The sequence below is a fragment of the Microbacterium phyllosphaerae genome, assembly GCF_017876435.1.
In the GTDB taxonomy this organism is placed as follows: domain Bacteria; phylum Actinomycetota; class Actinomycetes; order Actinomycetales; family Microbacteriaceae; genus Microbacterium; species Microbacterium phyllosphaerae.
In genome coordinates, this window is the sequence record NZ_JAGIOA010000001.1 from 418,713 (window position 1) to 443,842 (window position 25,130).

At 64.3% G+C, this 25,130-nt stretch carries 27 protein-coding genes; 10 read left to right on the forward strand and 17 right to left on the reverse strand.

Annotated features, from left to right (window positions below):
- The first annotated feature begins 60 nt into the window (after positions 1–60).
- Together JOF42_RS01925 and JOF42_RS01930 are read left to right on the forward strand one after the other, a co-directional pair.
- Entirely contained in the window at positions 61–777 is a 717-nt protein-coding gene (locus tag JOF42_RS01925) for a hypothetical protein (protein ID WP_210096310.1), read from the forward strand.
- The gene (locus JOF42_RS01930) at positions 774–1,913 is read left to right on the forward strand and encodes an XRE family transcriptional regulator (RefSeq protein WP_210096311.1); all 1,140 of its coding nucleotides are present in this window, start codon (positions 774–776) and stop codon (positions 1,911–1,913) included. The genes JOF42_RS01925 and JOF42_RS01930 overlap by 4 nt, the downstream gene beginning before the upstream one ends.
- 22 nt (positions 1,914–1,935) lie before the next feature.
- On the opposite strand, the gene JOF42_RS18260 is transcribed toward JOF42_RS01930, so the two are convergent.
- From JOF42_RS18260 to JOF42_RS01955, 5 genes are all read right to left on the reverse strand, one after another.
- Positions 1,936–2,094, reverse strand: coding sequence for a helix-turn-helix domain-containing protein (locus tag JOF42_RS18260; RefSeq protein WP_210099044.1), 159 nt, complete (start codon positions 2,092–2,094; stop codon positions 1,936–1,938).
- A gap of 480 nt (positions 2,095–2,574) precedes the next feature.
- Positions 2,575–3,807 carry an ABC transporter permease gene (locus JOF42_RS01940; protein ID WP_210096312.1) on the reverse strand — a complete coding sequence of 411 codons (1,233 nt, stop codon included), beginning with the start codon at positions 3,805–3,807 and terminating at the stop codon, positions 2,575–2,577.
- Positions 3,804–4,496: an ABC transporter ATP-binding protein gene (locus JOF42_RS01945; protein ID WP_210096313.1), complete on the reverse strand. Its 693-nt coding sequence runs from the start codon at positions 4,494–4,496 to the stop codon at positions 3,804–3,806. The genes JOF42_RS01940 and JOF42_RS01945 overlap by 4 nt, the downstream gene beginning before the upstream one ends.
- Complete coding sequence (locus JOF42_RS01950; RefSeq protein ID WP_210096314.1) at positions 4,493–5,374, reverse strand: peptidoglycan-binding protein; 882 nt, start codon at positions 5,372–5,374, stop codon at positions 4,493–4,495. Before JOF42_RS01950 ends, JOF42_RS01945 begins: the two co-directional genes overlap by 4 nt.
- A 245-nt stretch (positions 5,375–5,619) precedes the next feature.
- Entirely contained in the window at positions 5,620–6,150 is a 531-nt protein-coding gene (locus JOF42_RS01955) for a hypothetical protein (RefSeq protein ID WP_210096315.1), read from the reverse strand.
- 145 nt (positions 6,151–6,295) lie between these two features.
- Between JOF42_RS01955 and JOF42_RS01960 the strand changes: the two genes are divergently transcribed.
- From JOF42_RS01960 to JOF42_RS01970, 3 genes are all read left to right on the forward strand, one after another.
- Positions 6,296–6,961 (forward strand): response regulator transcription factor, encoded by a 666-nt coding sequence (locus tag JOF42_RS01960; RefSeq protein ID WP_210096316.1) that lies wholly within the window; start codon positions 6,296–6,298, stop codon positions 6,959–6,961.
- The gene (locus JOF42_RS01965) at positions 6,958–8,220 is read left to right on the forward strand and encodes a sensor histidine kinase (protein WP_210096317.1); all 1,263 of its coding nucleotides are present in this window, start codon (positions 6,958–6,960) and stop codon (positions 8,218–8,220) included. The genes JOF42_RS01960 and JOF42_RS01965 overlap by 4 nt, the downstream gene beginning before the upstream one ends.
- A gap of 82 nt (positions 8,221–8,302) precedes the next feature.
- Positions 8,303–8,776 carry a GNAT family N-acetyltransferase gene (locus JOF42_RS01970; protein ID WP_210096318.1) on the forward strand — a complete coding sequence of 158 codons (474 nt, stop codon included), beginning with the start codon at positions 8,303–8,305 and terminating at the stop codon, positions 8,774–8,776.
- Between the two features lie 592 nt (positions 8,777–9,368).
- On the opposite strand, the gene JOF42_RS01975 is transcribed toward JOF42_RS01970, so the two are convergent.
- The 5 genes from JOF42_RS01975 to JOF42_RS01995 form a co-directional block, all read right to left on the reverse strand.
- The gene (locus JOF42_RS01975) at positions 9,369–11,270 is read right to left on the reverse strand and encodes a hypothetical protein (protein ID WP_210096319.1); all 1,902 of its coding nucleotides are present in this window, start codon (positions 11,268–11,270) and stop codon (positions 9,369–9,371) included.
- A gap of 302 nt (positions 11,271–11,572) precedes the next feature.
- On the reverse strand, positions 11,573–12,229 hold the full coding sequence (locus JOF42_RS01980) for a hypothetical protein (RefSeq protein WP_210096320.1): 657 nt from the start codon (positions 12,227–12,229) through the stop codon (positions 11,573–11,575).
- Positions 12,226–12,762, reverse strand: coding sequence for a signal peptidase I (locus JOF42_RS01985; protein ID WP_210096321.1), 537 nt, complete (start codon positions 12,760–12,762; stop codon positions 12,226–12,228). Before JOF42_RS01985 ends, JOF42_RS01980 begins: the two co-directional genes overlap by 4 nt.
- Positions 12,763–12,914: 152 nt before the next feature.
- The gene (locus JOF42_RS01990; protein WP_210096322.1) at positions 12,915–13,463 is read right to left on the reverse strand and encodes a hypothetical protein; all 549 of its coding nucleotides are present in this window, start codon (positions 13,461–13,463) and stop codon (positions 12,915–12,917) included.
- A gap of 463 nt (positions 13,464–13,926) precedes the next feature.
- Positions 13,927–14,577 carry a GntR family transcriptional regulator gene (locus tag JOF42_RS01995; RefSeq protein ID WP_210096323.1) on the reverse strand — a complete coding sequence of 217 codons (651 nt, stop codon included), beginning with the start codon at positions 14,575–14,577 and terminating at the stop codon, positions 13,927–13,929.
- 101 nt (positions 14,578–14,678) lie between these two features.
- Here JOF42_RS01995 and JOF42_RS02000 point away from each other — a divergent pair, with 101 nt between their 5' ends.
- Entirely contained in the window at positions 14,679–15,353 is a 675-nt protein-coding gene (locus JOF42_RS02000) for a GntR family transcriptional regulator (protein WP_210096324.1), read from the forward strand.
- A 96-nt stretch (positions 15,354–15,449) separates the two neighbouring features.
- On the opposite strand, the gene JOF42_RS02005 is transcribed toward JOF42_RS02000, so the two are convergent.
- A complete protein-coding gene (locus JOF42_RS02005) occupies positions 15,450–15,866 on the reverse strand; it encodes a DUF1761 domain-containing protein (RefSeq protein ID WP_210096325.1) in 417 nt (138 codons plus the stop codon).
- Entirely contained in the window at positions 15,854–16,171 is a 318-nt protein-coding gene (locus tag JOF42_RS02010; protein WP_210096326.1) for a hypothetical protein, read from the reverse strand. Before JOF42_RS02010 ends, JOF42_RS02005 begins: the two co-directional genes overlap by 13 nt.
- A gap of 122 nt (positions 16,172–16,293) precedes the next feature.
- Between JOF42_RS02010 and JOF42_RS02015 the strand changes: the two genes are divergently transcribed.
- The gene (locus tag JOF42_RS02015; protein WP_210096327.1) at positions 16,294–16,644 is read left to right on the forward strand and encodes an SH3 domain-containing protein; all 351 of its coding nucleotides are present in this window, start codon (positions 16,294–16,296) and stop codon (positions 16,642–16,644) included.
- A gap of 481 nt (positions 16,645–17,125) precedes the next feature.
- Here the strand turns inward: JOF42_RS02015 and JOF42_RS02020 are convergent, their stop codons facing one another.
- Both JOF42_RS02020 and JOF42_RS02025 read right to left on the reverse strand, forming a co-directional pair.
- Positions 17,126–17,803, reverse strand: coding sequence for a GntR family transcriptional regulator (locus tag JOF42_RS02020; RefSeq protein ID WP_210096328.1), 678 nt, complete (start codon positions 17,801–17,803; stop codon positions 17,126–17,128).
- Positions 17,800–18,513, reverse strand: coding sequence for a GntR family transcriptional regulator (locus JOF42_RS02025; protein WP_245340902.1), 714 nt, complete (start codon positions 18,511–18,513; stop codon positions 17,800–17,802). The genes JOF42_RS02020 and JOF42_RS02025 overlap by 4 nt, the downstream gene beginning before the upstream one ends.
- 259 nt (positions 18,514–18,772) lie before the next feature.
- Between JOF42_RS02025 and JOF42_RS02030 the strand changes: the two genes are divergently transcribed.
- Both JOF42_RS02030 and JOF42_RS02035 read left to right on the forward strand, forming a co-directional pair.
- A complete protein-coding gene (locus JOF42_RS02030) occupies positions 18,773–18,994 on the forward strand; it encodes a hypothetical protein (RefSeq protein WP_210096330.1) in 222 nt (73 codons plus the stop codon).
- Between the two features lie 387 nt (positions 18,995–19,381).
- On the forward strand, positions 19,382–20,239 hold the full coding sequence (locus tag JOF42_RS02035) for an alpha/beta fold hydrolase (protein WP_210096331.1): 858 nt from the start codon (positions 19,382–19,384) through the stop codon (positions 20,237–20,239).
- A 657-nt stretch (positions 20,240–20,896) separates the two neighbouring features.
- Here JOF42_RS02035 and JOF42_RS02040 read toward each other — a convergent pair.
- Positions 20,897–21,511, reverse strand: coding sequence for a hypothetical protein (locus JOF42_RS02040; RefSeq protein WP_210096332.1), 615 nt, complete (start codon positions 21,509–21,511; stop codon positions 20,897–20,899).
- A 139-nt stretch (positions 21,512–21,650) separates the two neighbouring features.
- On the opposite strand from JOF42_RS02040, the gene JOF42_RS02045 reads away from it, so the two are divergent.
- On the forward strand, positions 21,651–22,412 hold the full coding sequence (locus JOF42_RS02045) for a DUF8453 domain-containing protein (RefSeq protein ID WP_210096333.1): 762 nt from the start codon (positions 21,651–21,653) through the stop codon (positions 22,410–22,412).
- Between the two features lie 379 nt (positions 22,413–22,791).
- Here JOF42_RS02045 and JOF42_RS02050 read toward each other — a convergent pair whose 3' ends face one another.
- Together JOF42_RS02050 and JOF42_RS02055 are read right to left on the reverse strand one after the other, a co-directional pair.
- Positions 22,792–24,138, reverse strand: coding sequence for a dihydrolipoamide acetyltransferase family protein (locus JOF42_RS02050; RefSeq protein WP_210096334.1), 1,347 nt, complete (start codon positions 24,136–24,138; stop codon positions 22,792–22,794).
- A gap of 24 nt (positions 24,139–24,162) precedes the next feature.
- Positions 24,163–25,128, reverse strand: coding sequence for an alpha-ketoacid dehydrogenase subunit beta (locus tag JOF42_RS02055; protein ID WP_210096335.1), 966 nt, complete (start codon positions 25,126–25,128; stop codon positions 24,163–24,165).
- Positions 25,129–25,130: the final 2 nt, after the last annotated feature.

Here is a 25,130-nt window from a genome sequence, read left to right on the forward strand (position 1 = left end):
TGTTTGGTTCTAAACTCATAGCGTCAGCTGGGTGACATAATCTGATGAGATGGGGACGGCATGGATGCAAGTATCGGTGACAGCGCATGGTTTCAGCAGCGTTTTGGGGACGCAGGACCGGCGGTAGCGAAAGCACTTATCCGAGCGGGCCACGAGGCGCATAACCGCTCGAGCGACACGAAGGCCGCGAGCGGACTGACAACCGACGAAGCGTACGGCGCGACGTTCTGGCAGGTGCTCGCCATCGACCTCGTCGAGCAGCTCTCGAGCGCCCAAGGGATCCGCGCCCTCAAGCCGAAGGGTGCTCGGCATCCACTGCCCATCGTCAACGGCACCACCATCCATGCCGTCAAATGTGCATCCAGGTCTGGATCCCGTCACGATCAGCTGAAGATCCGCTGGTCGCAGTTCCGCGACGACTCGATGTCGCAGGTCGCACGCGTCACCGGTGACGTCCTCCCGCTCGCTGAGTGGCTAGACGAGGAAGAGGACGAAGGCATCGCCGCCCCCGCCTCCGCGGACGAGAGCGTCGTGCTCGCCGCGTTCGTCGCATCCGCCAGCGGTGGGTTGGAACGGATCTACATCGGTGACGGTTACATTGACCGCAACGACGATGTGTACTGGGTGCACTACGAAGAAATCCCTGTGCGCCTTGGCGCCGGCGAGCTGACCAGCACCGTCTCCGTCGTCGCGGAACGCTTCGACTCGGCCCCCGGCTCCGTCGACATCGACATGGGCCTGGTCCGCCGACCTGAAGAAGAAGAGGGAGCCGAGTGAAACCGCTGAGCCCGACCGGTCCCACCGCGAGCGCTGAGGCAGTCGCTGCAGCGTTTGATGCCGGACGTCTGCGCCAAGCACGTCAGCTGGCGTTGAAGACGAAGCAGGACGTTGCGGCCGCTATCGGCGTCTCCCCCGCAGCCGTTGGCCAATACGAGTCGGGATCGTTTGCCCCGAGACCGGAACACATCGAGAAACTCGCCACGTTCCTGCGCGTCCCAGTCGGCTACTTCGCTGCCGGACGACCACAGGCGCGACTGGAATCCGCTGGCGTCTTCTTCCGAAGCCTGCGGGCGACAGCCGCAAAGCAACGAAATAAGGCCATCTCCTACGCGGAGCACGTGTGGGAACTGGCGAACGCTCTGGAAAGCCACGTTCGCTTCCCTCCGGTCGACATCCCTGGTTTCGCAGGCGGCGAGATTGCACCCGGCACCTTCTCCACTGACCCAGCGACGGCCGCCCAGCAGCTGCGTGCCGCATGGTCGCTGGGCGATGGCCCCATCCCCCAGATGCTGCGACTTGTGGAAGCGAAAGGGATCATCACCGTGCTCGTGCCCATGGTGGAAACCGAGGTCGCGCGCATCGATGCGTTCTCGACGACCTCGCTCGGGCGCCCCCTCATGATCCTGTCCCCCGACCGCGCTGACGACGTGTACCGCCACCGGTTCAGCATCGCTCATGAGCTCGGGCACATCATCCTCCACGGAGGACGCACCTCAGGCACCCTCGATCTGGAACGGGAAGCAGACCGATTCGCGGCGGAGTTCCTCACCCCGGCCCGCATGCTGGATGCGGAACTCGAGTCCCGACTCGACATGAACCATGTCCTGACCATGAGTAACCGCTGGGGAGTGCAGCCAAGCTCCATCGTGCTGCGCAGCCGTGAACTCGGGAAGATCTCCGAAGCCTCAGCACGTCGCGGCTACATCCGCCTGCATCAGATGGCGGTAACCGTCGAACCGGTCGCGAAGTTCCCTGGCGAACAGCCCCTCCTACTGTCCCGCGCCGTTGAGCTTGCCAGCGAGGTCGGCATCACCATCCCAACGCTTGCCGCAGAACTCGCCTGGACCCCCGCTCACCTACGGCTGATGCTGGGCGAGTCAGACACTCGCCCGCAGCTCTCCATCGTTCCGTGATGCGAGGCACACAGCCTCGTCCTCAGCGCGAGTAGAGCGACGTGTCCAAGGTCGATTCAAGACTCCAAATCGTGTGGAAATCGGCCCATGATTGCCCCGACAGGATCTTGCGGATCGTCCCCTCGTCGACGCCCGCATCCCGAGCCAGGCAAACACTGAGGTCGCCGAAAAACCCAGCCAGTTGAGATCGTCAAACTATGCGATCCGGTGCAACAGCCCCTTTAACTGTGGGCCCTCCGCCCGATTGCCGGCCCCTCGGCGACGGAGTTCGTTTCAGCAACTTTCGGGCGTCCGGGCTATGACTCGCGTGCGTCAATCTCCATTGAGGGGGCTTCGGCGCCGGAACCTCAACGACGCCGCGGCCACCGTCGATGCTTCCTCTCCCTCCCGTTAGACACAACCGCTGCAGCGGCCGCGGGGAAGATCATCTCGTGCATTCGGTCCCAGTGACGTCCACGCCATGCGTCGAACAGATCCAGCGTGGAAATGACGGGGTGCTCCAATGACCGGACAAACTCCGTCGTGCTCGTCGTCGCCGGGATCGCGATTGCTGTCACGACTCGTCGCCGGAACGAGAACACCGCCACAGATTTCTAACAACGGACACATCGATGGCCTGGCGCCCGCAGCCGATTGTTCGACTGCGGGCGCCAGGCCTCTCTTAGATGCTCAAGGCTGCGGTCGGCGGAGTCCGCGCCGCACGGGCAGCCGGGTACAGCCCAGCGATGGCCCCGATGGCGAGAGTGCTTCCCACGGCCGCGCCGAACAACTCAGGTGGCACCGCGAACGGCCATCCGTTCAAAGCGCCGACAGAGAGAACGACGATGACCCCCAGGAGCGAGCCCATCACGCCGCCAAGAGCGGAGAGCAGCAGCGCCTCCGCAAGGAACTGCGCACGGATGTGTGCCCTCGTTGCACCCAGCGCCCGCCGCAACCCAATCTCGCGTCGCCGTTCGAGGACCGAGATGATCATGGTGTTCGCGACACCGATACCGCCGACTAGCAATGCGATTGAGCCGAGGCCGACGAGAAGTCCCGTGAAAGCCTGATCTACAGCGGACTTCGCGGCGAGTGCATCGGATGGCCGGGACACCGCCACTTCCTCCGGCGCCTGCGGATTGACAGTCGCAGGGAGCAGTTCGCGGACCTGCTCGATGAGATCCTCCGCAACCCGCTGGTAGACCGTCGAGGGGCTTCCATCCCATTCGAACTCGGAGCGCGCGATCCCTTCGCCGACGAGGGCGCTCAGATCGAGCTCGGGCGCCAATGCGGAAGGTTCCAGAATACCGACGACCGCGAAGTACTGCCCGCCCATCCACACGTTGGTCCCGATGGTGTGCACGCCGAGGTGGCCTGCAGCCGTCGCCCCCAATACGACCGCTGGGAACTGCCCTGTCGATGCGTTCAGCCATGCTCCGCTGGCGACTCTTGTCGCCGTCACATCGAGCAGATCGAGGTCGGCGGTGAGCACCGTGATGCCACCGGTTGCGGACTCATTGATGAGTTCGCTGCGGTATACGTTGGCGGAGAGCTTCGCGGTACCGCTGGCGCCTTCCGCGCCGAGCATCTGCCGGGCTTTTCCGATGGTGCTCTCAGGGAGCTTTGTGTCCTCCCCGAGCATGCCGGTGTTCGCCTCGGCGGTGAGCAGGTTCGTTCCCAGCGCCTCCAGCTGAGTGTTCAACTGCGCTTGACTGGACGTGGAGATGCCCACCACAGCAATCATCGCAGCGATTCCGATGGCGATACCGAGCGCGGACAGCACTGCCCGCAGAGGCCGGGTTCGCAGCCCGACACCGCCGAGCTGCAGTATGTCGGCGGCGCGCAGCTTGGATCGCAGACGCGCCCCCGCGGGCGCGTCTGTGGAGTCGATGATCTCCTCGTGTTCTGTTGTCATGCGCGAACTCCTGGCCGTGAAGTGTCGTCGACGATCCGACCGTCCTTGATAGTGATCTGCCGGGGGAATCGAGCGGCGAGTTCGACATCGTGGGTGATGACGACCACGGTCGTTCCCTGACGGTGCAGTCGTTGCAGCAGCTCCACGACGGCGGCGCCCGACTCCGAGTCAAGGTTTCCGGTCGGCTCGTCGGCGAGGAGGAGAGTCGGGTCGCTGACGATTGCGCGTGCTATTGCGACACGTTGGCGTTCGCCGCCCGACAGCTGGTGCGGCTTATGGTCGCGCCTGTGGCTCAACCCCACTCGATCCAGCGCGATCTTGGCCCGACCACGGCGGACGCTTCGCGGCTCACCGAGATAGAGCATGCCATCGGCGACGTTGTCTACTGCGCTCACGCCGTCACTGAGGTGAAACTGCTGGAACACGAACCCGATCTTGTGAGCCCTCAACGCCGACAGGTCCTGGTCACTGAGTTCCTGTACGTCTGCACCACCGATGCGGGCGACCCCTCCCGTTGGTCTGTCCAATGTGCCGATGAGGTTCAGCAGAGTGGACTTGCCGGAACCGCTGGGGCCGACGATGGCGACAAGCTCTCCGGCATGTACCGCCAGGTCGACGCCTGCGCACGCGTGCACTGGTGGTTCGCCATACGAACGCTCGACGCCGCGCAATTCGATGACGGGGGTCATGTGCTCGGGACCACGACGTTGACGCCGGCTGCGATCTTGGGACCGGATATCTCTACTCGCCCCCCAGCGAACAGCCCCGTCGTGACGGGCACCTGATCGGTGTCGCCGTCTGCATCGATGATCTCCACTCCGAAGTCGCCACCGGGAAGGGCAATCAGAGACTCCAGCGGGACGGACAAGACCCCTTCGCGGGTCTCCGAAGGAACGTTCACCGTGACGTTGGCTTTCTGGATACCGACGGCGTCCTCCGCGTTCACGAGGGTGATGGCAACCGGGATGACCACTGTGGTGGAGCCGTTCGCTTCCCTTTCGGTCGGTTGACCGACGCTCGTGATCACCCCGGCGGTGGTGACGCCGCCCGGAAGTTGCACGTCGACGGTCACGTCCACCACGGCAAGCCTTTGATCGGCGAGTTTCACATCAGCCGTGACCGCCTGCTCGAGTGCGGAGATGCTGAGTACGGGGACGCCTGCGCCGACATGGCTTCCGACAGGAGCGAGAACCTCCGCGACGCGAATGCTGGACTCCGTGAAGACGACCCGCCCGAATTCGATCCTCCCGGTCTCGGGTTGGCCCGTGGCTTTCTGCCATGAGTAGATCGCTTCCACCGTGCTCCAAGTGAATTTCTGGTCTGGTTCTGCGTCGAAGTGGCCCGCAGCCCGGAGGGTGTTTTCGAGCTGTTGGATGTCGGGCCCATTGTCCATCCCGGACTCGAAGGGTCGCCAAGCGGGCAGCGCCCCGTCGAAGAGAAACACACCTTGGTTGTTGACGGAGAACAGAACTTCGCCGCGGCCGATGACAGCGCCGGGCGACGGGGTGCTCGTCAATGTGCCGCGGACCTCGGAGGACAGGTCTCTCGTGTGGGCGAAGTCAAGCACGCCCGGAATGGTTCGAGTGCCGGAGAGGGTGCCTTCTTCCACCGAGACGCTGTGCGGTCGTGCGTCCGTAGATGATGACTCCGGTGTCGGGGCAGTCGCGTAAGCGACGCACGCGAACGCGGTTCCCATCGCGACTGCCGCTCCGATCACACCCAGTATCCACCGATGTCGCCGTCGTGCGGGTGGCTGCTCGGGAATATCATCCGTCGTGTCTTGCTCCGTGAAGGTCATCGTGCGCCGGCCTTTCACTGCACGGGCCGAGTGACGGCGCCACCACCGCACTCTTCCGCTACTTCCGGCGGCGCATCGGCGGGGAAGGTCATCGTCTTAACGCTGTCAGGGTCGGGCACGTCGTACCCGTGCTCGCGGTAGCATTCGGCAGCATCGCGCGCCCACTCCAGCACTTTGCCGTCGACCGTCTTCTTCTCCTCGGGGGACAATGCGGGCGGGTCGCCGAGCTTCTCCGAGCAGGTCGCCGAGGCGGCCTCCATCGCCGCGGCGTCCCCTCCCATAGCGGACGACGATGTCATCCCGCCGCCCATCTCCTTCGGGTCGGCGTAGTCGACGCCCTGCTCACGCATGCACTCTGCGAAGTCGAGCTGCCATGTCATCATGGCGCTGAGTTCTTCTCCGTCCTTCTGCGAGCTGCCGCCTCCCTTCGGCTGCGGTTCCGAGTTCCCGGACGGGGCGCAAGCGGCAAGCGAGAGGGCAAGGAGCGGGACGGCGATGAGTGCCGCGGGTGTGAGCCGACGACGTCCCGTGCGATTGATGAACATGGTGCTTCCTTTCGTTCGACAGCGGGCTCGCTGCTGTGAAGAAAGTTCACCAAGAGGCGGGTAAAGGTGGCGTTCAGTCCAGGGTTTACCTCACTCTTATGCGGGGAGTGCTTCACTGGTGATAACCCGAAAAGCTGGAGCTGTCATGCGTGCATTGATCGTCGAAGACGTGACATATCTGGCCGAGGCGATCCGAACGGGGCTTCGTCGAGAGATGATCGCTGCAGATATGGTCCACGACGGTGCCGCCGCGCTCGAGTACCTATCGGTGAACGACTACGACGTCGTCATCCTGGACCGAGACATACCCGAAGTCCACGGCGATGAGGTCTGCGGGTGGATCGCTGAGCACCGCCCCCGCTGCCGCGTGCTGATGCTCACAGCCGCGCATTCTCTAGGAGAGAAGGTCGCCGGCTTCGAGCGAGGAGCGGACGACTACATCGTGAAACCGTTCGCGTTCCCGGAACTCGTCGCGCGTCTGCGCGCCCTCGGGCGGCGGGCGGGGGCATCACATCCCCCGATGCTGGAGGCTCACGGAGTACGACTCGACGCGTTCCGTCGGGAAGCATATCGGGATGGTCGACTCCTCCGCTTGACGAACAAGGAGTTCGCGGTGCTGGAGCTCCTGATGCTTGCTGACGGAGGTGTGCTCAGCGCCGAAACGCTATTGGAGAAGGCATGGGACGAGAACGCCGACCCATTCACGAACACGGTCCGTGTCACACTGTCGAACCTGCGCAAGGCCCTCTCGGAACCGCGCCTCATACACACGGTCGTCGGCGCGGGGTATCGCTTCGGAGCCTCAGCGTGAGCGACGACGACCGCATCTCGACGAGCATCGTGCGCGCCTGGCGTCGGCGCTTCACGTTCCGGGCACGGCTGACCGTCGCGTTCACCACACTGTTCGGGATCGCGGGAATCACCATCGTTCTCGTCGTGACCGTCTTCATGCGAACCATCCCGGTCTACACACCAGCGGTCGCCACCCGCGGGGAGGTGACCGAGGCAGTTCCACTCAGTGAGGTGGAGGAGTCCCTCCCCGCAGGAGCGGGTTCCGTGGCCGTCAGCGCGGACGGAATCGTGCTCCGGGACCCTGCAGGAATCCTGAACGTCTCGTTCATCGTCTCACTCGTTGTCCTGACAATCCTTATCGCTGCCGGCGCCGTGGCCGCGTGGTTCATCGCCGGCCGGATGCTGCGACCGCTGCAGGCCATCAACCACGCCGCGCAGCTCGCCAGCACCGGCACCCTCAGCCACCGTGTTGGCCTCCAAGGACCCAACGATGAACTTCGCGACCTGTCTGACACATTCGACATGATGCTCGGTCGGCTCGATGATGCCTTCCAATCCCACCAGAGGTTCGCGGCGAACGCTTCGCACGAACTGCGCACGCCCCTGGCGACCACCCAGACGTTGCTCGAAGTGGCGTTGGCTGACCCCGAAGCTAGTGCGGCGGAACTCCGCGAGGTCGCGGCACGCGTACTTGCCACGAACAAGAGCAACACGGAGATCATCGAAGCGTTGCTGTCGCTCGCCGACATCGGGACGAGAAGTGTTGGTGAAGACCCGGTGGATCTCGGCGCGCTGATGAATGAGGTCGTGGCGACCGCGCGGGATGAAGCGGACGCAGCGTGTATCGAGGTGCGCGTCGTGACGCGGCGCACCGTCACCGTCGGTGACACAGCGCTCCTCAGACAGGCTTTCATGAACCTCGTACTCAATGCCATCCGCCATAACCTTCCGGGTGGATACGTCGAGGTCCTCGTCACGCCAACGGCGTCCGGCCCGACGATCCGCGTGGAGAACACCGGACCCGCACTCGCCTCGGCCCGCTTGGACGCGCTTCGCGAACCTTTCGCCCGAGGCTCCGGGCGTGTAGAGACAGAGCGACGTGGACATGGTCTGGGACTAGCCATCGCCGCCACCGCCATCGAGCACCAGCAAGGAACGCTCACTCTCACCCCTCGAACAGCGGGCGGCGTGATTGCATTCGTCGCCCTACCTGCGTTATCCAGGCGGGATAGCGAACCGGATACATCCACGAACTACACGAGTAACATGTCAGTGTGACACCACGCTCCTGATCGGTTCCGCTCGGCCGCCGACCAATCTCGCGCTCGGGGCAACTCTGCCGAACCGAAAGGAAGACGTTATGACCGTTGGCCTCCTGGTCGTTGAGGACACCCCTGCGTCCGAGGACATTCGCGCGCTCATCGATGCGAACGTCCGTGACAATTACGAGACGTCACCTGCGGACAGCGTGCATGTCTTCGACGCCGCCGCTCTTGGGTCTCCGTATGTGACCTTGTGGTCGGCGAGGGACGCGGCGACTCGGACGCTTCTCGGAATCGGCGCTATCGCACGCCTGACGGCAACGAGCGTCGAGCTGAAGTCGATGCGCACAGTCGAGGAGGCACGCGGCCGTGGCGTCGCCAGCCAGATCGTGCGCACCATTCGTGATGTATGCCGCGAACGAGGCATCGAGGTGATCTTTTTGGAAACCGGGGTCGAGGATTTCTTCGCGCCTGCCCGTGCGATGTACGCGAAGCTCGGTTTCGTGGAATGCGGACCGTTCGGCGACTACGTCGAGGATTCGAACACGGTCTTCATGACGCTACGCGTTTGACTCCCGACCTCAAGACTGCGCGCGCTCGCCAAACCCGGCCGATGTGAGTACCAGCGCGAAAGGCCCCGTCAAGGCGTGACTCGACGGGGCTTTTCGCGTTCCAGGGCTACGGGCGCCCTCCCGGCTCCTGCACCTGGGATTGGAGGTGTTGACGGTTGAACGGGCTTAGCTCGTACAACGGCGACGTCATCGTCACGGACGTCCAGAACTGATCTGTGCTTTGCCCGGCGTAGGTGTTCAGGAGTGTCACGGTCACCGTGGAAGGTCGGCACCGATTCTCCCCATCGTCAACACAACAGTGCCGGGGCAGTGCCCTGTAGAGCACTGCCCCACGTATCCCGGGTTCGCATTCGCCGATCTCCCTGGCGTCGAACGAACACTCGGCCCGGATTTCGTCCCGAAGAGTGGCCGGGCTGAGAGTGCGCACCATCCGCCCACACGCCGCGCGCCTGGAGCGAGCGAGCGTAGCGCCGCTCGCACGCGGGAGCGATCCCCACATTCGGTCTCGGCATCCACTCCCGTGTAGCGCACCCGGAACACGAACGCGCCCACCATCCCGAAGATCTTCGAGGTAGTGGGCGCGTTCGCGTTCCTACGGTCGCGAGTAGGGCTGGGTGACCGCGCTCTGAATGTACTGCCGGTTGAACGGGCTCAACTCGTCAAGGGTTGACGACATGGTGATGGAGCTCGAGAACTCGTCGGTGTTCGGGCCGGTGTACTGGTTGACGAGAGGAACAGTGACTGTCTCGAACGGGAGTACACCACTGACGACGTCCGCACCCGTCCGTTCGAGGGACAGCACGATGGTTCCGGGGCGATCCCCCGTCTCGCAGGAGACCCTGTACCCGGGGTAGGCGTTCGGGTCGGCTCCTGGTGCGCACGGCCCGACGATGATTTCGGTCGGCGATGAGTCGTAGGTCAGCGATCCGAACGGGTCAAGACCGGTGTCGAGCACGACCAGCCAGGTCAACTTCTCGCCTTGGCGCATGTCGAACACGTCGCCGGTCGAGCGGACAATGTCCCACGTGTAGGTGCCGCGCTCACCGCGGTACCAGTTCCGGTCGTCTGCGGCGTTTCGCATATTCGCGTTGAAGACACCGAGCGAGTTCACCTTCTGCAGTCGCAGGTCGAACCCAGCGGATACGACACCCACCGTCGGCTGCAGGCCGGTGACGCGCGTGGACACGTCCACGGAACCATCAATGTGCGCCAGTCCGACATACGAGTACCGAAGATAGGTGGTGAAAGACGTGCCGGCGGGGATGTTGACCCAGCCGTTGCTCCCCTGCCACACGAGATTAACGCTCATCGTGCGGACCAACGGCTCACCGTCGGGGATGAAGCATTGAACCTGAAGCCCCGGGAGCAGCTCCGTGCCGTATGTGCAGTCACCGAGCCTGGATACATCAAAAGCCAAACCCCCAACCTCGTCGGGGACAGAAGGCGTAGACAGGTTGTAGGAGATCGTGTCGCCACGCTTGAGGTACACGCGCTGTTCCGCGTCCGTGATCACCAGAGACATCTTGCCCTGGTCTCCGAGCCGCCAGTCCGTGTCCGCCCCGGTCTCGTTCGTCACGGTCAGGTTGTACGCACCAAGCGTGGAGGCACCATACAGTGTTGTCGCGAAATCGGCGGAGACGGGCCCAGCGACCGGCGTCGCCATGTTGGTGTCAAGGCTGACCGTGCTCTGTCCATTCAGTTCGGCCGTCCCCGTGACCGCAGCCTTCAGCGGCAGGGTAAACGTGGTGCGCGAGAGACCATCAGACGGAGACGTGCTGGTCTTCGTGAACGTCACCACACGACCCGTGTCCCTTGCCGGGTCGGCGCCCGTCGTTTCACAAGTAATGTCGAAGCCTTCGAGGAAGGCATCCGATGCCGCCTGGGCACACACATCCTCGCCGGGGCGTGCATCGAACTGAAGCGCACCGGTGTTCGCTGCCGCCGGGGCGGAGAACAGGTCGATGTCGACGCTGAAGCTCTCCCCAGCCAGCATCCTCACGGATTCCCCGGCATACGACGGGTCGGCGACGGAGAAGGAGAGCAGACCCTTTTCCTTCTCGAACCACCCTCCGGCCCCACCGGAGCTGACAGCGCTCACGTTGTGAAGCCCGAGTGGAGAGGGGGGAACGTCGTAGGTCACCTGGGTGTCCGCCTGCCGGCCTGGCAGGATCGTCTCTCCGTCCGTCGGCAAGGTGAGCGCCATTGTCAACGGTTCGGTTGCCACATACAGCAGCGGGTCTGCGGTCACTCCGATGTCCACCTGAAGAGCGTTCCAGTCCTGAGCGGTGAGCTCGCGGTTCGCGTGCAGCAGGAGCTGTGTGGAGCCGTCGCTGATGAGGCACTCGACGGTGTCCAGGAACGCGAAGGTGGGCGCCTGCGAGGGTGCGCACCAGTTCGCTGCATATCCCGGCGTGGTGGTGGGGGCCGGGGTGTTGTTCACTGTCAGCTGCGCGGGCACATCGATCCTCAGCGCGATGATGTCGCCGTCGGTCACTCGCGGGAGGGCGGCCTCCACGTTGTCGACGTCCCGAAGCAGATCGACGCTGAGGACACCCTCTTCGGCGTCAGAGAGTTCTGCGGAGGCGTCGATGCCGGTGACGCTGAGGCGGTGCGGCGCGACATCGGATCCGGTGTACCCGGAGATGTCGAAACGGTTGTCGAAGATCGTGGATTCGGATGTCACGAGGGCACCCACCGCAAGGGGGGCAGCGACGGCAGGGATCGATACCGCAGCGAGCACTCCCCAAATCCGGCGCTGGGTGCGGGTGGTGAGGAAAGGTCTGAGTCGGGACGAGCTCATGACTGGGGTCCGTTCTGAATGAGGGCCGACGCGTCCGAGTCACGGGACCGGTCGCGGCGCCGCAGGCTCGCGAGAAGCAGCCCGAGCATGGTGAGTAGAAGAGCCCACAGAAGCAGGGCATGCGGTTCAGCACCGGTCTCGGCGAGACCATCGCTGCGCTCCATAGCGTGGAACTGGAGGTGGACGACCGTTGTGCTCGCTGTGCGCTCTGCACCTGAGTCAGCAATCGCGGCGTTCACGCACACGTTCACGGATGAGTGGGCCGGAACAACTGTCTGGTGGAGCCCGTCGACGTTGTTCATCGCGGTGAGGCGCCCCGCGTCGAACACTGCATCGGCACAGCTGCCTACGACGTCGGTTTGCAGTCCGATTTCGGTGAACCGCGGGCTTGTGCTGGCAGGTTCGTCCAGTTCTGCTGTCAGGTAGACAGCGAGCGGGGACGCACCGGAATTTGTCAGGGTGAGCATGCGCGCCTGCGGCACTCCGGGTTCGAGCACGACTTCGAATAGCGCCGAGCCCGGTGTGACGGTGAGATCTGACGCGTCCTCCGCATGTGCAGCGCTGGGAACAAACACCGTTGCAAGGGTCAGGAGGACACTGGCCGCGGTCACGCTCAGAGTGCGGACGAGTGCGGGAGGAAGATTCACGGTCATGCCTTTACGGAATCGGTGAGGTCGGCGGGCGACGTGACAGCGGCGGTTGTGTCCGTTTCTTTCCTGCGGCGGCGCAGCGGGACAACCAGCAAGATGAGAGCAACAGCAGCGAGCGGGAAGCGGATCAGCGGATGCTGAGTAGCGCGATAGACGACTGCTGCGTCACCGGCAAGGACGAGGCGGGGCGTTCCCATCACCTGGTCTTCGGTGATGGGGTTGGGGTCTGGGGTGTCGTTGTTGTCGCCCTTGAGGATCGCCCCGTCAGCGCTCGGTTCAAGGACGCGGTGCACGTACTGGGTGCTCTTGTCCCCGGGAGTGAATGCGACGACGACGATGGCCCCGGGAGTGGTGAGTTCGTTGCCCGTGGGCTCCTGAACGACGAGTACGTCGCCGACCTCGTAGGTCGGTCGCATGGATTCGCCGGTGACGGTCATGTAGTAGTCACCGGTTGCGAACTGCCAGACGAAGGGGGCTGCCAAGGCGGCAAGTGTGAGTGCGGCGAGCATCCGCACAGCGAAAATGAAAGTGTTCATGGCGTCCGATTCGGGTCGAGCCGATGAGATGAGTGGGGGGGATCCAGGGCAGCTCACTGGTGAGCCGCCCTGGACCCTGCTGCTTCGAGCGCAGAGCTCGAATGATGCAGCCAGGCAATCGGGGAGTGATTGCCGTCCTACCGACGTGGGGATTACGGCAGGAAGATGGAGTCGAACAGGAAGTCGACGGTCACCTGCGAGTCGTCACCGAGTCCGGCGGCGATGAACGCGTCCTTGTCCTCGACGAAGACGTCCAGGCGCAGGACGATGGAGCTGCCTGCGGGAACGGTGATCTGGTCGCCACCGGCGATGTTCATGTCCTTCAGGGTGCCGGTCGCGGTGGTGACACCAGCGACGCCGATGCGGGTCGACAGCTCGCTTGCGAGCTCGTCCGCCATCGATCCACCCGGCTGCACGCGGGTGTTGAGGTTGAACTTCAGGTCCTGCGTGGCGCTGGTGTTGGTCAGCGTGTAGTACTCGGACGCGAGCTCACCGTCGACAGCACCCGTGTACGAGTGGCTGAGGGCGGGGCCGTCAACGAGCAGCTCGCCCGGGTTCGCCGGGACGGCCTCGGTCTCGAAGACATTGTCGAAGATCGTCGAGTTGGTCGTGACGAGTGCGCCACCGACGCTGACGCCGGCGATCAGGAGGGCTGCCGCACCGGCGATGACGGCGCGCTTGCGATTGATGGTCTGAGCCATGATGAGTCCTTTTGCGTTTAGCGCCCACTGGGCGGGAGGTTGTCCCGAGCAGATGCTTCAGCTCTGCGTCTCGGGCAACACCCACACTAACATGTCACCTTCTAGTCTGCAACTCTAGGTTGCTAAGGCTCTAAAACATCAGTGAGCAAAAGCCGACCTCGTGCGCCAACCCCCTCCCCCAGACAGCGGAAAAGCGGCGGAACTCCCGAAAGTTCCGCCGCTTCGAGATCATCGATTGCTCGTTGACGACCCCGCCCACCCGAAGGCTCCCGTAGTAAATGGGTGAGCGTTGACATGTTACATGCTAAAAGAGTCAGGAAGGACACCGCTCGACCCGCCACTATGTTGATCAGCGCAGATCGGCCCGCACCACAACCGGGCCCAGCGAGTGCTGACACCGCGGCGGCGGCATGATGTCGCGGCGAGCACAGCCCTGCGCGTGCATCACTTCGCTCTTGCCGCCTCAGGCAGAGTCCAGCGCGAACGCCAGCTCAATCGCCAGCTCGGCCGACACCGCGTCATGCTCATGAACAGCGCGCTCCAGAGACTGATATCCGCGCAGGAGGCGGCCCCAGTCGGCCGCAGACTCGGCGTGGCTCAGGACTTCCTGAAATCGGAGTCGGCTATGGGCATATTTGACGGCGTCAATCAGAAACCTGTTGGGGCATGCTCTCATGAGGACCGTGATGAGGTCATCCCGCGAACGTCGGTAGGTGTCTGCACAGCGCTGAGCTACAGCGTCGCGGACATCGCCGAGCTGAGCTGTCACCCCGGCGAGTTCTGCTTCCCGCATCACCGGGAGCGTCACGCGCACCGCACCGCCCAGCGCGGCCGCCAACGCTTGCGTCAGAGGCAGCGTATGGGACGGGTCAGGCATCGCCACTCGGGTGTACGACGACCGTTTGGATTCAATGAGACCTCGACGCTCGAGCTCCAGCATCGCTTCCCGTATCGGGGTTCGTGAGACCCCCAGCCACTCCTGAAGGTTCCGGTCGTTGAGGCGATCCCCCGGAGCGAACGCGCCCGTGACGATAGCGCCCTCGATGCGCTCCACACAGATCTCGCGCAACGTCTGGGGGCGACGGATGACACCGAAGGGCGCAGTGTTGTGCATGCCATTCCCTTCGACAAGCAGGCGTTCTGGTATATTAGCATCACACGTAGTGTGCCCTTGCACGGTACTCACTGCCCCCACCCCGCTTTCGGAGGCCACCGATGCCCATCGCCGCAGGTTCCAAGCCAGAAGTCCGTCGACGCCTCCTCAGCGACGAGGTCCACGACCACATCCGAGACGCGATCCTCGACGGAACGTTCACGCCTGGCGAGATCCTGGACGATGCGGCCCTCCAAGAATGGCTCGGCGTGTCGCGCACCCCCATTCGCGATGCCCTCAAGCGGCTCCAGTACGAAGGTCTCGTCGTCATCCACGCGCAGAGTTCCACCCGCGTCGCCAGCCCCGATGTCGCTGATGTCGATCAGGGTCTTCAAGCGTTCGGGGCGATTATGGGCGGGGTCGTGCGCATCTCGGTCCCAGAGCTGACGAGCGACGGTCGCCATGCACTTCTCCGTCACGCCGCAGCCGCCCGCGATGCCGTGTCACGCGTGGACGCCATCGCCCACCTCAACGCGACGCTCGAGGTGTACGAGGTGCTGCTGCAGAACTGTTCGAATCGCGTCCTCGTGAACATCGCGCACACCACACTGATGCCCGTGGTCTTCGGATACCGTGCATCTCTCCCTGACCGCACGCCTGACTGGGCTCTCCTCGCTGACGGGTGGGAGAGATTCCAGGAAGGGATCACCACCAGCGACAACGTCCTCGCCGAACTCGCCCTCGAAGAGATCCACAGGCTCCCCCTCACCGGACTCACGCAGGCTGTCGCTCGCTGAGCTCGGACCACCTGCCGACCCCGGCGCCTCGGTGCCAGGCCAGGTATTGGTGGTGAGATGCGGGGTGTTCATGAAATCGCCCAGCGCGCGAGGCGCTCAGATCCCCGCCGGCACCCACGCGCCGATGACAAGGGACATCCCCAGCAACGTGACGAGCTCATTGGCGACGTTGAGCGCCACCATGCCCGGCGCCCGGTTCTCGAACAGATAATGAGTCATCATCCGCGAGGCGGTGAACGCAGCCCACGCGACCGTTGCGACCCCGACCGAGACCGCCAGAAACGACCCACCGAACCCTTTCCAGACGATATAGGTCGTCGCCGCGAGCCCCGTCGCCGTGACGGCTGCAAAGACCACCGTCAACGCGACGGCGGAGTGAGTATCGTCAGGATCCACTCCCGACACACTCATCCAGTAGCGCCCGAAGACGCGCGGGGAATACCAGATCGCCCCAATCAGCATGGCGACAGCGACAGCAGCGGCCACCGCCCCCGCATTGATCACAATCTCCACGTGTCCTCCTGATTCATCGTGACGGTGTGGCTCTGCACACCGCTGCGCGGCGATGCACCTGCGCGGCCGAGCGCGGGGGGTTGGGGTCGCCAGCGCGTGCGCGCGACTCCGTGCGGCGTTGCACGGAGGATGCGAATGTCGAGTCGAAATGAGTGAGGATCCACGTTCATCGTGGATGCGAGCAGCGCCCGCCCTACCCTGTCCACGTCCGACAGCGTCGATGCGCGCGTGCGCGCTTTCACGTCCGGGACATCGACGATCCACCATCCACGCTCGGTGAACGCGTCAACTTCATACAGGTGCATACTGCGACTCCCTGACAAGCGGGGAGCGTCAGGGGGGGGCGATTCGCCCACCACATTGCGGGAACGCTGCTCCCAGTAAGCGCCCCCAGACATAAGTGACATGCTACCTATAAGTTATAGGTGTGGCCAAATTCATCGCGAACAGCATGCACATTCCCCCGCATCACCCATCGATCCGCCTCGATGTCGGTGACAGCGTCTACGTCGGAGACCATGACCGCGTCTGGCCGAAGTATGTGTTTGTCCTTGCGGAGGGCGGCGTGGGCTGGGTGCCTCACGCTCATCTGAGCTCCGAGAGACCCACCGCCACGGTGCTCATCCCTTTCGACACGCGAGAACTCGCGGTGCACGCGGGCGCGATGGTCGAGATGGACGAATGGAACGACCACCACGGGTGGGCCTGGTGCCGCGGGGGCGACGGGAGCGAGGGCTGGGTGCCGCTGAGCTGCCTGGACCCTGCGTCACACCCCTGAGAAAGCCATGAGGGCCTCGCCGACTCGGCGAGGCCCTCTTGGCTACTGCCACACGGCCAGCAGGTCCCCGCTTAGGAGATCTTGACCCACAGCGAGGGAGCGTAGATCCAGTTCGGGTCACCGTAGCCCCGGTCGGACAGCACCGCCTTGACTCTCCTGGGCACCGGCGCCGTCGCACAGCTCACAGAGACGAGCGTGGAGGTGATGTCGATGCGGACGCTCAAGCAGGCGCGCGGAGGGTGTTGCCAGCTCAATCCTTCGCACTATTGTCGGAACGTGTCGCGAGCGTAGAGTCACAGACATCTATGTGGAGACCGGCGTCGAGGAGTGCTTCACCCCCGCACGCTCTCTGTGCACGAAACTGGGCTTTGAGGTGCGGGGACCTTTCGGCGACTACCAGGACCACTCACCACGGTGCTCTTCAGACTCTACGTCTCCTGACCGCGAGCTCGCTCAGCGAACCCTCCTCGAGCCGACAGACTCAGGCGAGCAGATCGTTGGGGCGCACTTTTTCCAAGAACGTGCGCCGAGAGACCTCGCCCATGTCGCGGACAGCTTCCGCGGCTGCCGTCGCGTCACCGCGTTGCGCGGCGCGGTGGACCCGTTCGACGAAACCCCTGATCTCAGACATCGAGATCAGACCTTCTCGAGGGGTCATGGACCGTTCGAGGTGCGGGGTGAGCCGAGTCATGCTGCGTTGCAGCACATCATTGCCCGAGGCTGTAGCGAAGCGGTAGAAGTACTCGTAGAGAACGTCGCTGAACGTCCCTACGTCGCCTACGTCTATCGCGATGGAAAGTTCCTCGAAGATCGCATCCAGGTCCGCCAGGTCCGTTTCCGTGAGATCCGGCACGGCGACTGTCACGGCGAGTTCGTAGTAGACGAGCATCAGGTTTATGGTCTTGCTCACTCGCCCGAGATCCACAGGGGCCACCCGTGTGTACCGGTTTGGGACCATCTCCACGAAGCCGATATCGCGCAGCTGCTGCAGGGCCTCGCGCAGCGGCGCGCGCGACACCTCGAATCGGGTGATGAGATCCTCGTCCTTGAGATGCTCTCCGGGCGCCAGAGAGCCGTCCACAATCGCGTCGAACAGGCGCTGGTACACCTGGTCGCGCAGCAGTGTTCGTTCCGAGGTCGCCCGCGATGCACGAATCAAGAGCGCTCCTCCTCGAACTGGTGAGTCATAGACGCCTCCAGTGCAGTCGAACTGGCATTCGTCATCGCATCACGCAGACCCTCGAAGTAGTCGGACATAGCCTGAGCGGCACCATCACTGTCGCCGGCGTTGGCCCTGTCAATGAGCTGGCGCAGCACGGCCCGCAGCGCACTCACCTCGTCGGCGAGCTCGCTTGAGAGGGCCCGATACGTGCGGATCACCACGGGCAGCAGTTCATCGCGCGCTGCGGTCATCACATCATTGCCGAAACGATGGAAGAACACGTCGAACAAGTCGGCGGCTGCCTCCTCCGCGACGACCGGGTCCGCGTCGTCCCGGAACGCGGACACTCGAAACGTGCTCAGGGCGTGACGATCCCCCTCATCGAGCAACGGCACGGCACCGCGGACGACGGCAGCGAACAGCGCCTGCAGCACCGTGAGCGAGCGGTCACATTCCCGCACGTCCAGCGGGGCGACAACAGAGCCGCTCTGCGGCCGGACGATGACCAGACCGTCCGCTGCCAGTCGCGACAGAGCGTCACGCGCCGGGAACCGTGACCCGCCGAACTGCTCAACGATCTCATCCACACGCAGCTTCTCGCCGGGAACCAACTGCCCGGAGATGATGGCATTGCGGAGTTCGCGGTAGATGTGGTCGCGCAGAAAACGCCGCGGCATCACCGCTGGCTGTGAGTTCTCAAATGGCATGTGGATCACAGGGCCTTTCCTCGGTAATATGCTACATACTTCATGCGCTCTGATCCACCGATCCCGCATGTTGGTCGAGTGCGGAGCGCAATGCCGCCCCACTGGCGCCTGATACGTTCAACCCACGGCGGGCGCGAGTCGCGCTGAGCCTGCCGCATGCGACGAGAGCGATAGACCATGGCAGCGATTCCGGTGACCTTCGCCGCTCGCGGAATATTTGCCGACACTCTCCATCGCCGCGAAGTCGCCCCTCAACGAGATGACGAAACTCAACGTCGAGACGAACGACGTACAGGGCGAGCGCCCTATCACCGACGAGCACGTGCAAAACGGCAAGAGCCTACGGAACATGCTGGGTGAACGCGGAATCCAGCCGAAGAACCTCCCCGCCGCGGAAGACATCTCGACGGTCGAGCGCCGGCTAGCGAAGGAAGAGAAGCAGATCGCGGCCAGCGGCCTCGGCGAGATCTCCGGATCCTGACTGAGCGGCCCGCGCCCGAGCCCAACGGCCCGGTCGGTCCCGACGGCCCCACACCAGGAGCCTCACCCTTGTGCAACCCGCGCGCGTGCCGCAGCACCGCACCCCGTGGAGCGCGTGCTCTCGGCGGTCCGCCGCAGCGCTCACCCTACGCACCCCGCCGTTCTCTGTTGAGTTGCCGTGCCCTCGCCTCCTACTCTGCGGCACATTACGCACCGCCTCGCCAGGATCCTTGAGGTTTGGTAGGTTCCACCACCTGCCAAGGTGATGACTACCTTTGTAGAGATGCGTGACTCGAACACGGCATGCGTCACGCGGATGTTGCATCTCACACCACTCTCAGGCGCTTCCCAAATGACGCGGGGATATGGTCCGCTCTAGAATCAGATGATGCCCTCTCTTCATTCTGTGAGTCGCCCGTCTGGCCGGTCGTTGACTGGCCTCATCCATGGTCCGGAGGATGGGACACCGATCTTGTTCATTGCCGGGGCCGGAAGCGGTAAGTCGATGATCTTTGGTGACGACCTTCTCGATACCCGCGGGATTCGGCTAATCACAATGGATCGTCCGGGCATGGGCAGTTCCGATCCTGACCCGGCACGCACTCCGGCATCAACGGCAGCGGATTATCGCGCCTTCGTCGCTGCGGTCCTTGGCGTTGCCACCCCGACGGTTCCCATCATCGCGAACTCGCAGGGCGCGTTGTTCGGCTTGGCAGCGGCCGCTCAAGGCTGGGCGCAGACCCTTGTTCTCGCCTCACCCGCAGACGAAGTCGCGCATCCATCCGTGCGCGCGCTACTCCCCGAGGCCGCACGCGCTCTGCCCGATCTCGTACAGAGCGCACCGGACGTCGCGCGGGATCTGTTGGGCTCTTTCACTCCGGATGCCATGCGGACCATGGTCCTGGACGGTTCCGATGTGGAGGACCGCGCCGTCTACACCGCACGCGATTTCGACGCTCTCTATCGAGCCGCTCTCGCGGAGGGCTTTGCAGGACACGGCGGCTACGTCGCCGATACCATGATGGCGACCGCACCCTGGCCAGTTGATCTAGATGAGATCACGGTTCCTGTCACCGTACTTTTCGGTGCCCGTGATCGGGTGCATTCACCCGATCACGGCCTGCTGCTCGCCGCGCGAATCCCGCACGCTCGTCGAACGGTGCTTAGCGAGGCTGGCGGCGCGCTCCTGTGGACGCACCCGGACCTAGTAATCGATGCAGCGCTCCAACAGCCCGACACGCTTTAGCAACGCGACTCAGGACGTGTTGCTAAAGGAGTCCTAAGACCTCGTCGCGGGGTCTGATGGCTCGGCACGGCGGGGTCACAGGGAGCACCGTCGCGGTCTACTCGGCGAGGTTGGCGTGAGCGCTGACGTACTGCCAGCACTCGAGCTTCTGACGTCGGCGGAGTTGATGCGCGGCGACGCCGGGCGAGACATGGACTTCGCGGGCGATTCAGGCGATATCCCCAGGTCGGGGCTCCGGCTCCCAGGGATCGATCCCGGGTGCCCCGAACCCGGTTGCCGGTTGCCGTTGCGCGTGCGTCGGGTGTGGGGGCTGAGGTGCCGAAGGTTCGATCCACTGGTCGGGGTAGGCCCTGATGCCTGCCCAGTGATCGGCGTCGAAGTGCGAGATCAGGACTGTTTGGAAGCCACGAGACGAGTGCCGCAAGGCTTCGGACAGGATACTCGCATTGGGAACGCCGCGACCGCTCGACGTCGCACCGCAATCGACGACGAAGTGTTCCACCTGCCTTGGCAACGTAGACGCTGCATGCTCCATCGCCGACGTTCAAAACGCGCAGGTACATAGATTGATGTCCCTTCATGAGCAGACCTTGACGACTCGCCCGCGCCTCAGAGCGAGGTTCGCGCTGGACTGTGCCTCCGGTTCATCTCGAACACCTAGCCAAGGAGCGAAAGCAGAGCGGGGACCTGGGCAGCTAGGATGCTCCCGAGTGCGCCGGACGTGGCCGCGCTCAGAAAGCTCTGGATGCCTTCGATGGCCGCCTTCACCTTCGACGGCTGCTGTTCGGCGATGCCTTGACGTGCGTCCTCCACGTGCAGTTCGATGTCTGCCCGCAGGTCCTCTGACAGCGTCGGCGCGGCCTGTGCGACCGCGTCGAGAAACGCCCGCGCCTCGTCCGTCCACGGGGCGCTCACCGTCATGTTCTGGGTGACGTTGTTGCCGAAGTTGACGTTCGCGTTCGTCCCAACATAATTGTGGATGGAGGGAGCACTGGGTGCTTCATCATGAACGGAATGCTTCAACTCGATGGTGCGCCTGCCCTTATCCGTCAACGCGGGTCGCAGGGTCGCGTCGCACTTGTCGGTTTCCGGGCCTGTGATGAAACCGGCGTCTCGGAGCCGCGACCCCGCTTTGAGGAGCTCCCTATCCGTATACGGGAGCCCGTAGAACGACGGCGAGGTTGCGAGATATTCATCGAGAGTCGGAGAGCGGTCCTCATGCTCGATCTCCTCGTACAACCACTGGAGGTACTCGTCCTGCAGCTGCCGCACGCGTCGTAGAGCGGTGCGAGTCGTTTGCTGGTACCCAAGCCGGCGAATCCTTCCTCCGGCCGAACATGCTCGAGAGTGCAACCGGGCACCGACATCTCCCGCGGTCTGCGATGTCGGCACTCACCTGTACAACAGGGGTATGACCGAAGCAGTCTTCTGGGCCGCCGTACAGGGCATCGGCACCGTAATCGCAGCCCTCGCAGCCATCGTCGCGCTCCTCATCGCCGGCAGCCAACTCCGCCAGCTCATCGCATCGAATCGGCTTCTCGCCGCGTCAAACGACACGATGGCCGAGTCGAACATCGCGCTCACGCGCCCGTACGTGGTCGTGGATTACGAGTTTCGCTCTTCGGTCGGAAGGAACGGAGGGACGACTGGCACCTCGGTCCTCGTCGTGATCCGCAACGACGGCCGCACGCCGGCGCACAACATCACTATGACCGCCGACCGCCCGTTCAGCCCCACGTCGGAGCCTGATAACGAAGCCTGGCGAAAGAGCCTGGCAGACCTGAATCGAATGACGGACGGCACTTCTGTTCTTCGTTCCCTCACGTCCAGTCGCCCACTGAAGTACTACCTCGACGACGAGAGCATCTTCGGCGTCTCAGACGAGCCGGCACCAGCATGGACGGTCGAGGTCGCCTACACAGACTCAGAAGGGCGTGTGTTCCAGGAGGCTTTTCCCCTCGATGTCGAACCGTGGCGACGCTCCCTCGCGGTGGCGGACCCATTGCTCCGCATCGGAAAGTACATTGATGCGGTGGCCCACGAGGTCCGCGATGTCAAGCAGACAATCCGCGGCAAGCAGACTACCGTCAACGTCGAACCACGAATCTCAGTTAGTCGGGCCACCGGTCTACGGGACCGACGCCGCGTCGAACGGCTCACTCAGCGGGTGTAAAGCTCCGTGCCAAGCGCCGACTCCAGAGTCCAGATCGTATGGAAGTCAGCCCACGACTGACCCGACAGGATCTTGCGGATCGTGCCCTCGTTGAGGCCAGCATCTCGGGCGACCGAACGGACCGACCGCTCCCCGATAGCTTCACGAAGCCTGAGCGCAAACCGGCGGGCAGCTTCACCCGCAGGGTCCGCTGAAGGTCCATCCGGCCACTTCGAAGAATGCATGGCTGGTGTCGCGCGAGGTCCCTTACGTTCCATCTCACAGCCTCCCAGCCTGCGATCCCCGTAAACACCGGGATCAACTACGCCGAACCGGATCACCTTCGTCAAAGTGGTCCAACTTCGATTGAAGAAAAAGCACCTTCAGGGACGTCTCATAGTCACTCCACGAGCAGCGCGGGCTCCTCGAGAACCGATGCCACGTCGGCGATGAATCGGCTCATGCCGTCGCCGTCGATCACGCGGTGGTCGAACGAACCCGCGACCGTGGTGACCCAGCGGGGGCGCACCTCGCCGTCGACGACCCACGGCTTCTGGCTGATCGTGCCCATGGCCACGATTCCCGCCTCGCCGGGGTTGATGATCGGCGTGCCGGCATCCATCCCGAACACCCCGATGTTGGTGATCGTGATCGTGCCGCCCTGCTGATCGGCGGGACTCGTCTTGCCCTCGCGGGCCGTCAGGGTGAGGCGGTTGAGGGCGCGGGCGAGGTCCTTCATGCTGAGGTCCTGCGCGTCCTTGATGTTCGGCACGAGCAGGCCGCGCGGCGTGGCCGCGGCGATGCCGAGGTTCACGTAGTGGCGCACCGCGATCTCGGCGCCGCCCTCGGTCTCGATCCAGGCGGCGTTCACCATCGGCGTGCGACGGGCGGCCCAGATGACGGCGCGAGCCATGATCAGCAGCGGCGAGACACGGATGTCGGCATAGTCGGGCGATGCCTTGAGCCGCTTGACGAGCTCCATCGTGCGGCTGGCGTCGATCTCCTTCCACACGGTGACGTGCGGGGCGGAGTAGGCGCTCTGCACCATCGCCGACGACGTGGCCTTGCGCACGCCCTTGACCGGGATCGACTCGGTGCGGTCGTCGGACACGGGGGCGGATGCTGGCGCAGCCGACACTCCCCGGGCGAGGCCCGACGGGGCGCTCTGCGGCGCGGGAACGGTCTCCTCGCGCACGGCACCCCATTCGGGCGTCTCGATGTTGCGGAACACGCTGGCCTGCTGTGCGTGGGTCACGACGTCGTCGCGGGTGACCTCCCCATCGGCGCCGGTCGGCACGACGGTCGTGAGGTCGACGCCCAGGTCGCGGGCGAGCTTGCGGATCGGGGGCTTGGCGATCACGCCGACCGACGAGCGCACCGGGCGCTCGGCCGGACGCTTGCGGCGAGACGTCGCCCCACCACCCGTTCCGTACCCGACGAGCACAGAGCCGCCGCCCTCCTCGGGTGCGGGTGCGACCGCGACCGCCGGGGCGGCGCCCGCGGCGGCTTCCGTCACGAACGTGATGATCGGGGATCCGACCTCGACGGTCGCGCCCTCGGCCGCGAGCAGCTCACCGACGACGCCCGCGTGCGGCGAGGGCAGCTCGACGAGCGACTTGGCCGTCTCGATCTCGCAGATCACGTCGTTGATGGCGACGGTGTCACCGGGCGCGACCTTCCACGCCACGATCTCGGCCTCGGTCAGGCCCTCGCCCACATCGGGGAGGTTGAAGTTCTGGGTGCTCATTTCGGTCCTTTCGGAACGGCGAGGTCAGTAGGCCAGGGAACGGTCGACGGCCTCGAGGATGCGGTCGGCATCCGGGAGGTAGGTGCCCTCGAGCTTCGCGGGCGGGAAGGGGGTGTCGTAGCCCGAGACCCGCAGCACGGGGGCTTCGAGCGCATAGAAGGCGCGCTCCATGACGGTCGCGGCCACCTCGCTGCCGATGCTCGTGAACCCCTGCGCCTCCTGCGCGTAGACCATGCGTCCGGTCTTTCGCACCGAGTTCAGGATCGGCTCGTAGTCGACGGGAGACAGCGAACGCACGTCGACGACCTCGCAGCTGGTGCCCTCGGCCTCGGCGAGCGCGGCCGCCTGCAGCAGCGTCGTGACCATGGCGCCGTGTCCGACGAGCGTGACGTCTGAGCCCGTGCGCACGACGCGGGACGAGTGCAGTGGGGCCGCCGAGCCGTCGAGCTCGACCTCGCCCTTCTGCCAGTAGCGACTCTTCGGCTCCATGAAGATCACCGGGTCGTTCGACGCGATGGCCTCCTGGATCATCCAGTAGGCGTCGTTCGGCGTCGACGGCGAGACCACGCGAAGGCCGGGAGTGTGCGCGAAGTACGCCTCGGGGCTCTCCTGGTGGTGCTCGACGGCGCCGATGTGCCCGCCGTACGGGATGCGGATCACGATCGGCAGGCTGAGCTTGCCCTCGTGGCGGTTGGTGAGCTTGGCGAGCTGCGTCGTGATCTGGTCGAACGCCGGGAACACGAACCCGTCGAACTGGATCTCGATCACCGGACGGAACCCTGCCATCGCGAGTCCGATCGCCGTGCCGACGATCCCCGACTCGGCGAGAGGGGTGTCGAGCACGCGCTTGTCACCGAAGTCGCGCTGCAGGTGCTCGGTGACGCGGAAGACACCTCCGAGCTTGCCGATGTCCTCCCCCATGAGCAGGACCTTCGAGTCGTCTTCCATGGCCTTGCGGAGGCCCGCGTTGAGTGCCTTGCTGAGAGGCATCG

Excerpts from the sequence above, each read along its gene's own strand:
- JOF42_RS01925 (WP_210096310.1), top strand. The coding sequence starts at position 61 with ATGGATGCAAGTATCGGTGACAGCGCATGGTTTCAGCAGCGTTTTGGG.
- JOF42_RS01940 (WP_210096312.1), bottom strand. The coding sequence starts at position 3,807 with ATGACAACAGAACACGAGGAGATCATCGACTCCACAGACGCGCCCGCG.
- JOF42_RS01945 (WP_210096313.1), bottom strand. The coding sequence starts at position 4,496 with ATGACCCCCGTCATCGAATTGCGCGGCGTCGAGCGTTCGTATGGCGAA.
- JOF42_RS01955 (WP_210096315.1), bottom strand. The coding sequence starts at position 6,150 with ATGTTCATCAATCGCACGGGACGTCGTCGGCTCACACCCGCGGCACTC.
- JOF42_RS01960 (WP_210096316.1), top strand. The coding sequence starts at position 6,296 with ATGCGTGCATTGATCGTCGAAGACGTGACATATCTGGCCGAGGCGATC.
- JOF42_RS01970 (WP_210096318.1), top strand. The coding sequence starts at position 8,303 with ATGACCGTTGGCCTCCTGGTCGTTGAGGACACCCCTGCGTCCGAGGAC.
- JOF42_RS01980 (WP_210096320.1), bottom strand. The coding sequence starts at position 12,229 with ATGACCGTGAATCTTCCTCCCGCACTCGTCCGCACTCTGAGCGTGACC.
- JOF42_RS01985 (WP_210096321.1), bottom strand. The coding sequence starts at position 12,762 with ATGAACACTTTCATTTTCGCTGTGCGGATGCTCGCCGCACTCACACTT.
- JOF42_RS01990 (WP_210096322.1), bottom strand. The coding sequence starts at position 13,463 with ATGGCTCAGACCATCAATCGCAAGCGCGCCGTCATCGCCGGTGCGGCA.
- JOF42_RS01995 (WP_210096323.1), bottom strand. The coding sequence starts at position 14,577 with ATGCACAACACTGCGCCCTTCGGTGTCATCCGTCGCCCCCAGACGTTG.
- JOF42_RS02000 (WP_210096324.1), top strand. The coding sequence starts at position 14,679 with ATGCCCATCGCCGCAGGTTCCAAGCCAGAAGTCCGTCGACGCCTCCTC.
- JOF42_RS02010 (WP_210096326.1), bottom strand. The coding sequence starts at position 16,171 with ATGCACCTGTATGAAGTTGACGCGTTCACCGAGCGTGGATGGTGGATC.
- JOF42_RS02025 (WP_245340902.1), bottom strand. The coding sequence starts at position 18,513 with ATGCCATTTGAGAACTCACAGCCAGCGGTGATGCCGCGGCGTTTTCTG.
- JOF42_RS02030 (WP_210096330.1), top strand. The coding sequence starts at position 18,773 with ATGACGAAACTCAACGTCGAGACGAACGACGTACAGGGCGAGCGCCCT.
- JOF42_RS02035 (WP_210096331.1), top strand. The coding sequence starts at position 19,382 with ATGCCCTCTCTTCATTCTGTGAGTCGCCCGTCTGGCCGGTCGTTGACT.
- JOF42_RS02045 (WP_210096333.1), top strand. The coding sequence starts at position 21,651 with ATGACCGAAGCAGTCTTCTGGGCCGCCGTACAGGGCATCGGCACCGTA.
- JOF42_RS02050 (WP_210096334.1), bottom strand. The coding sequence starts at position 24,138 with ATGAGCACCCAGAACTTCAACCTCCCCGATGTGGGCGAGGGCCTGACC.
- JOF42_RS02055 (WP_210096335.1), bottom strand. The coding sequence starts at position 25,128 with ATGCCTCTCAGCAAGGCACTCAACGCGGGCCTCCGCAAGGCCATGGAA.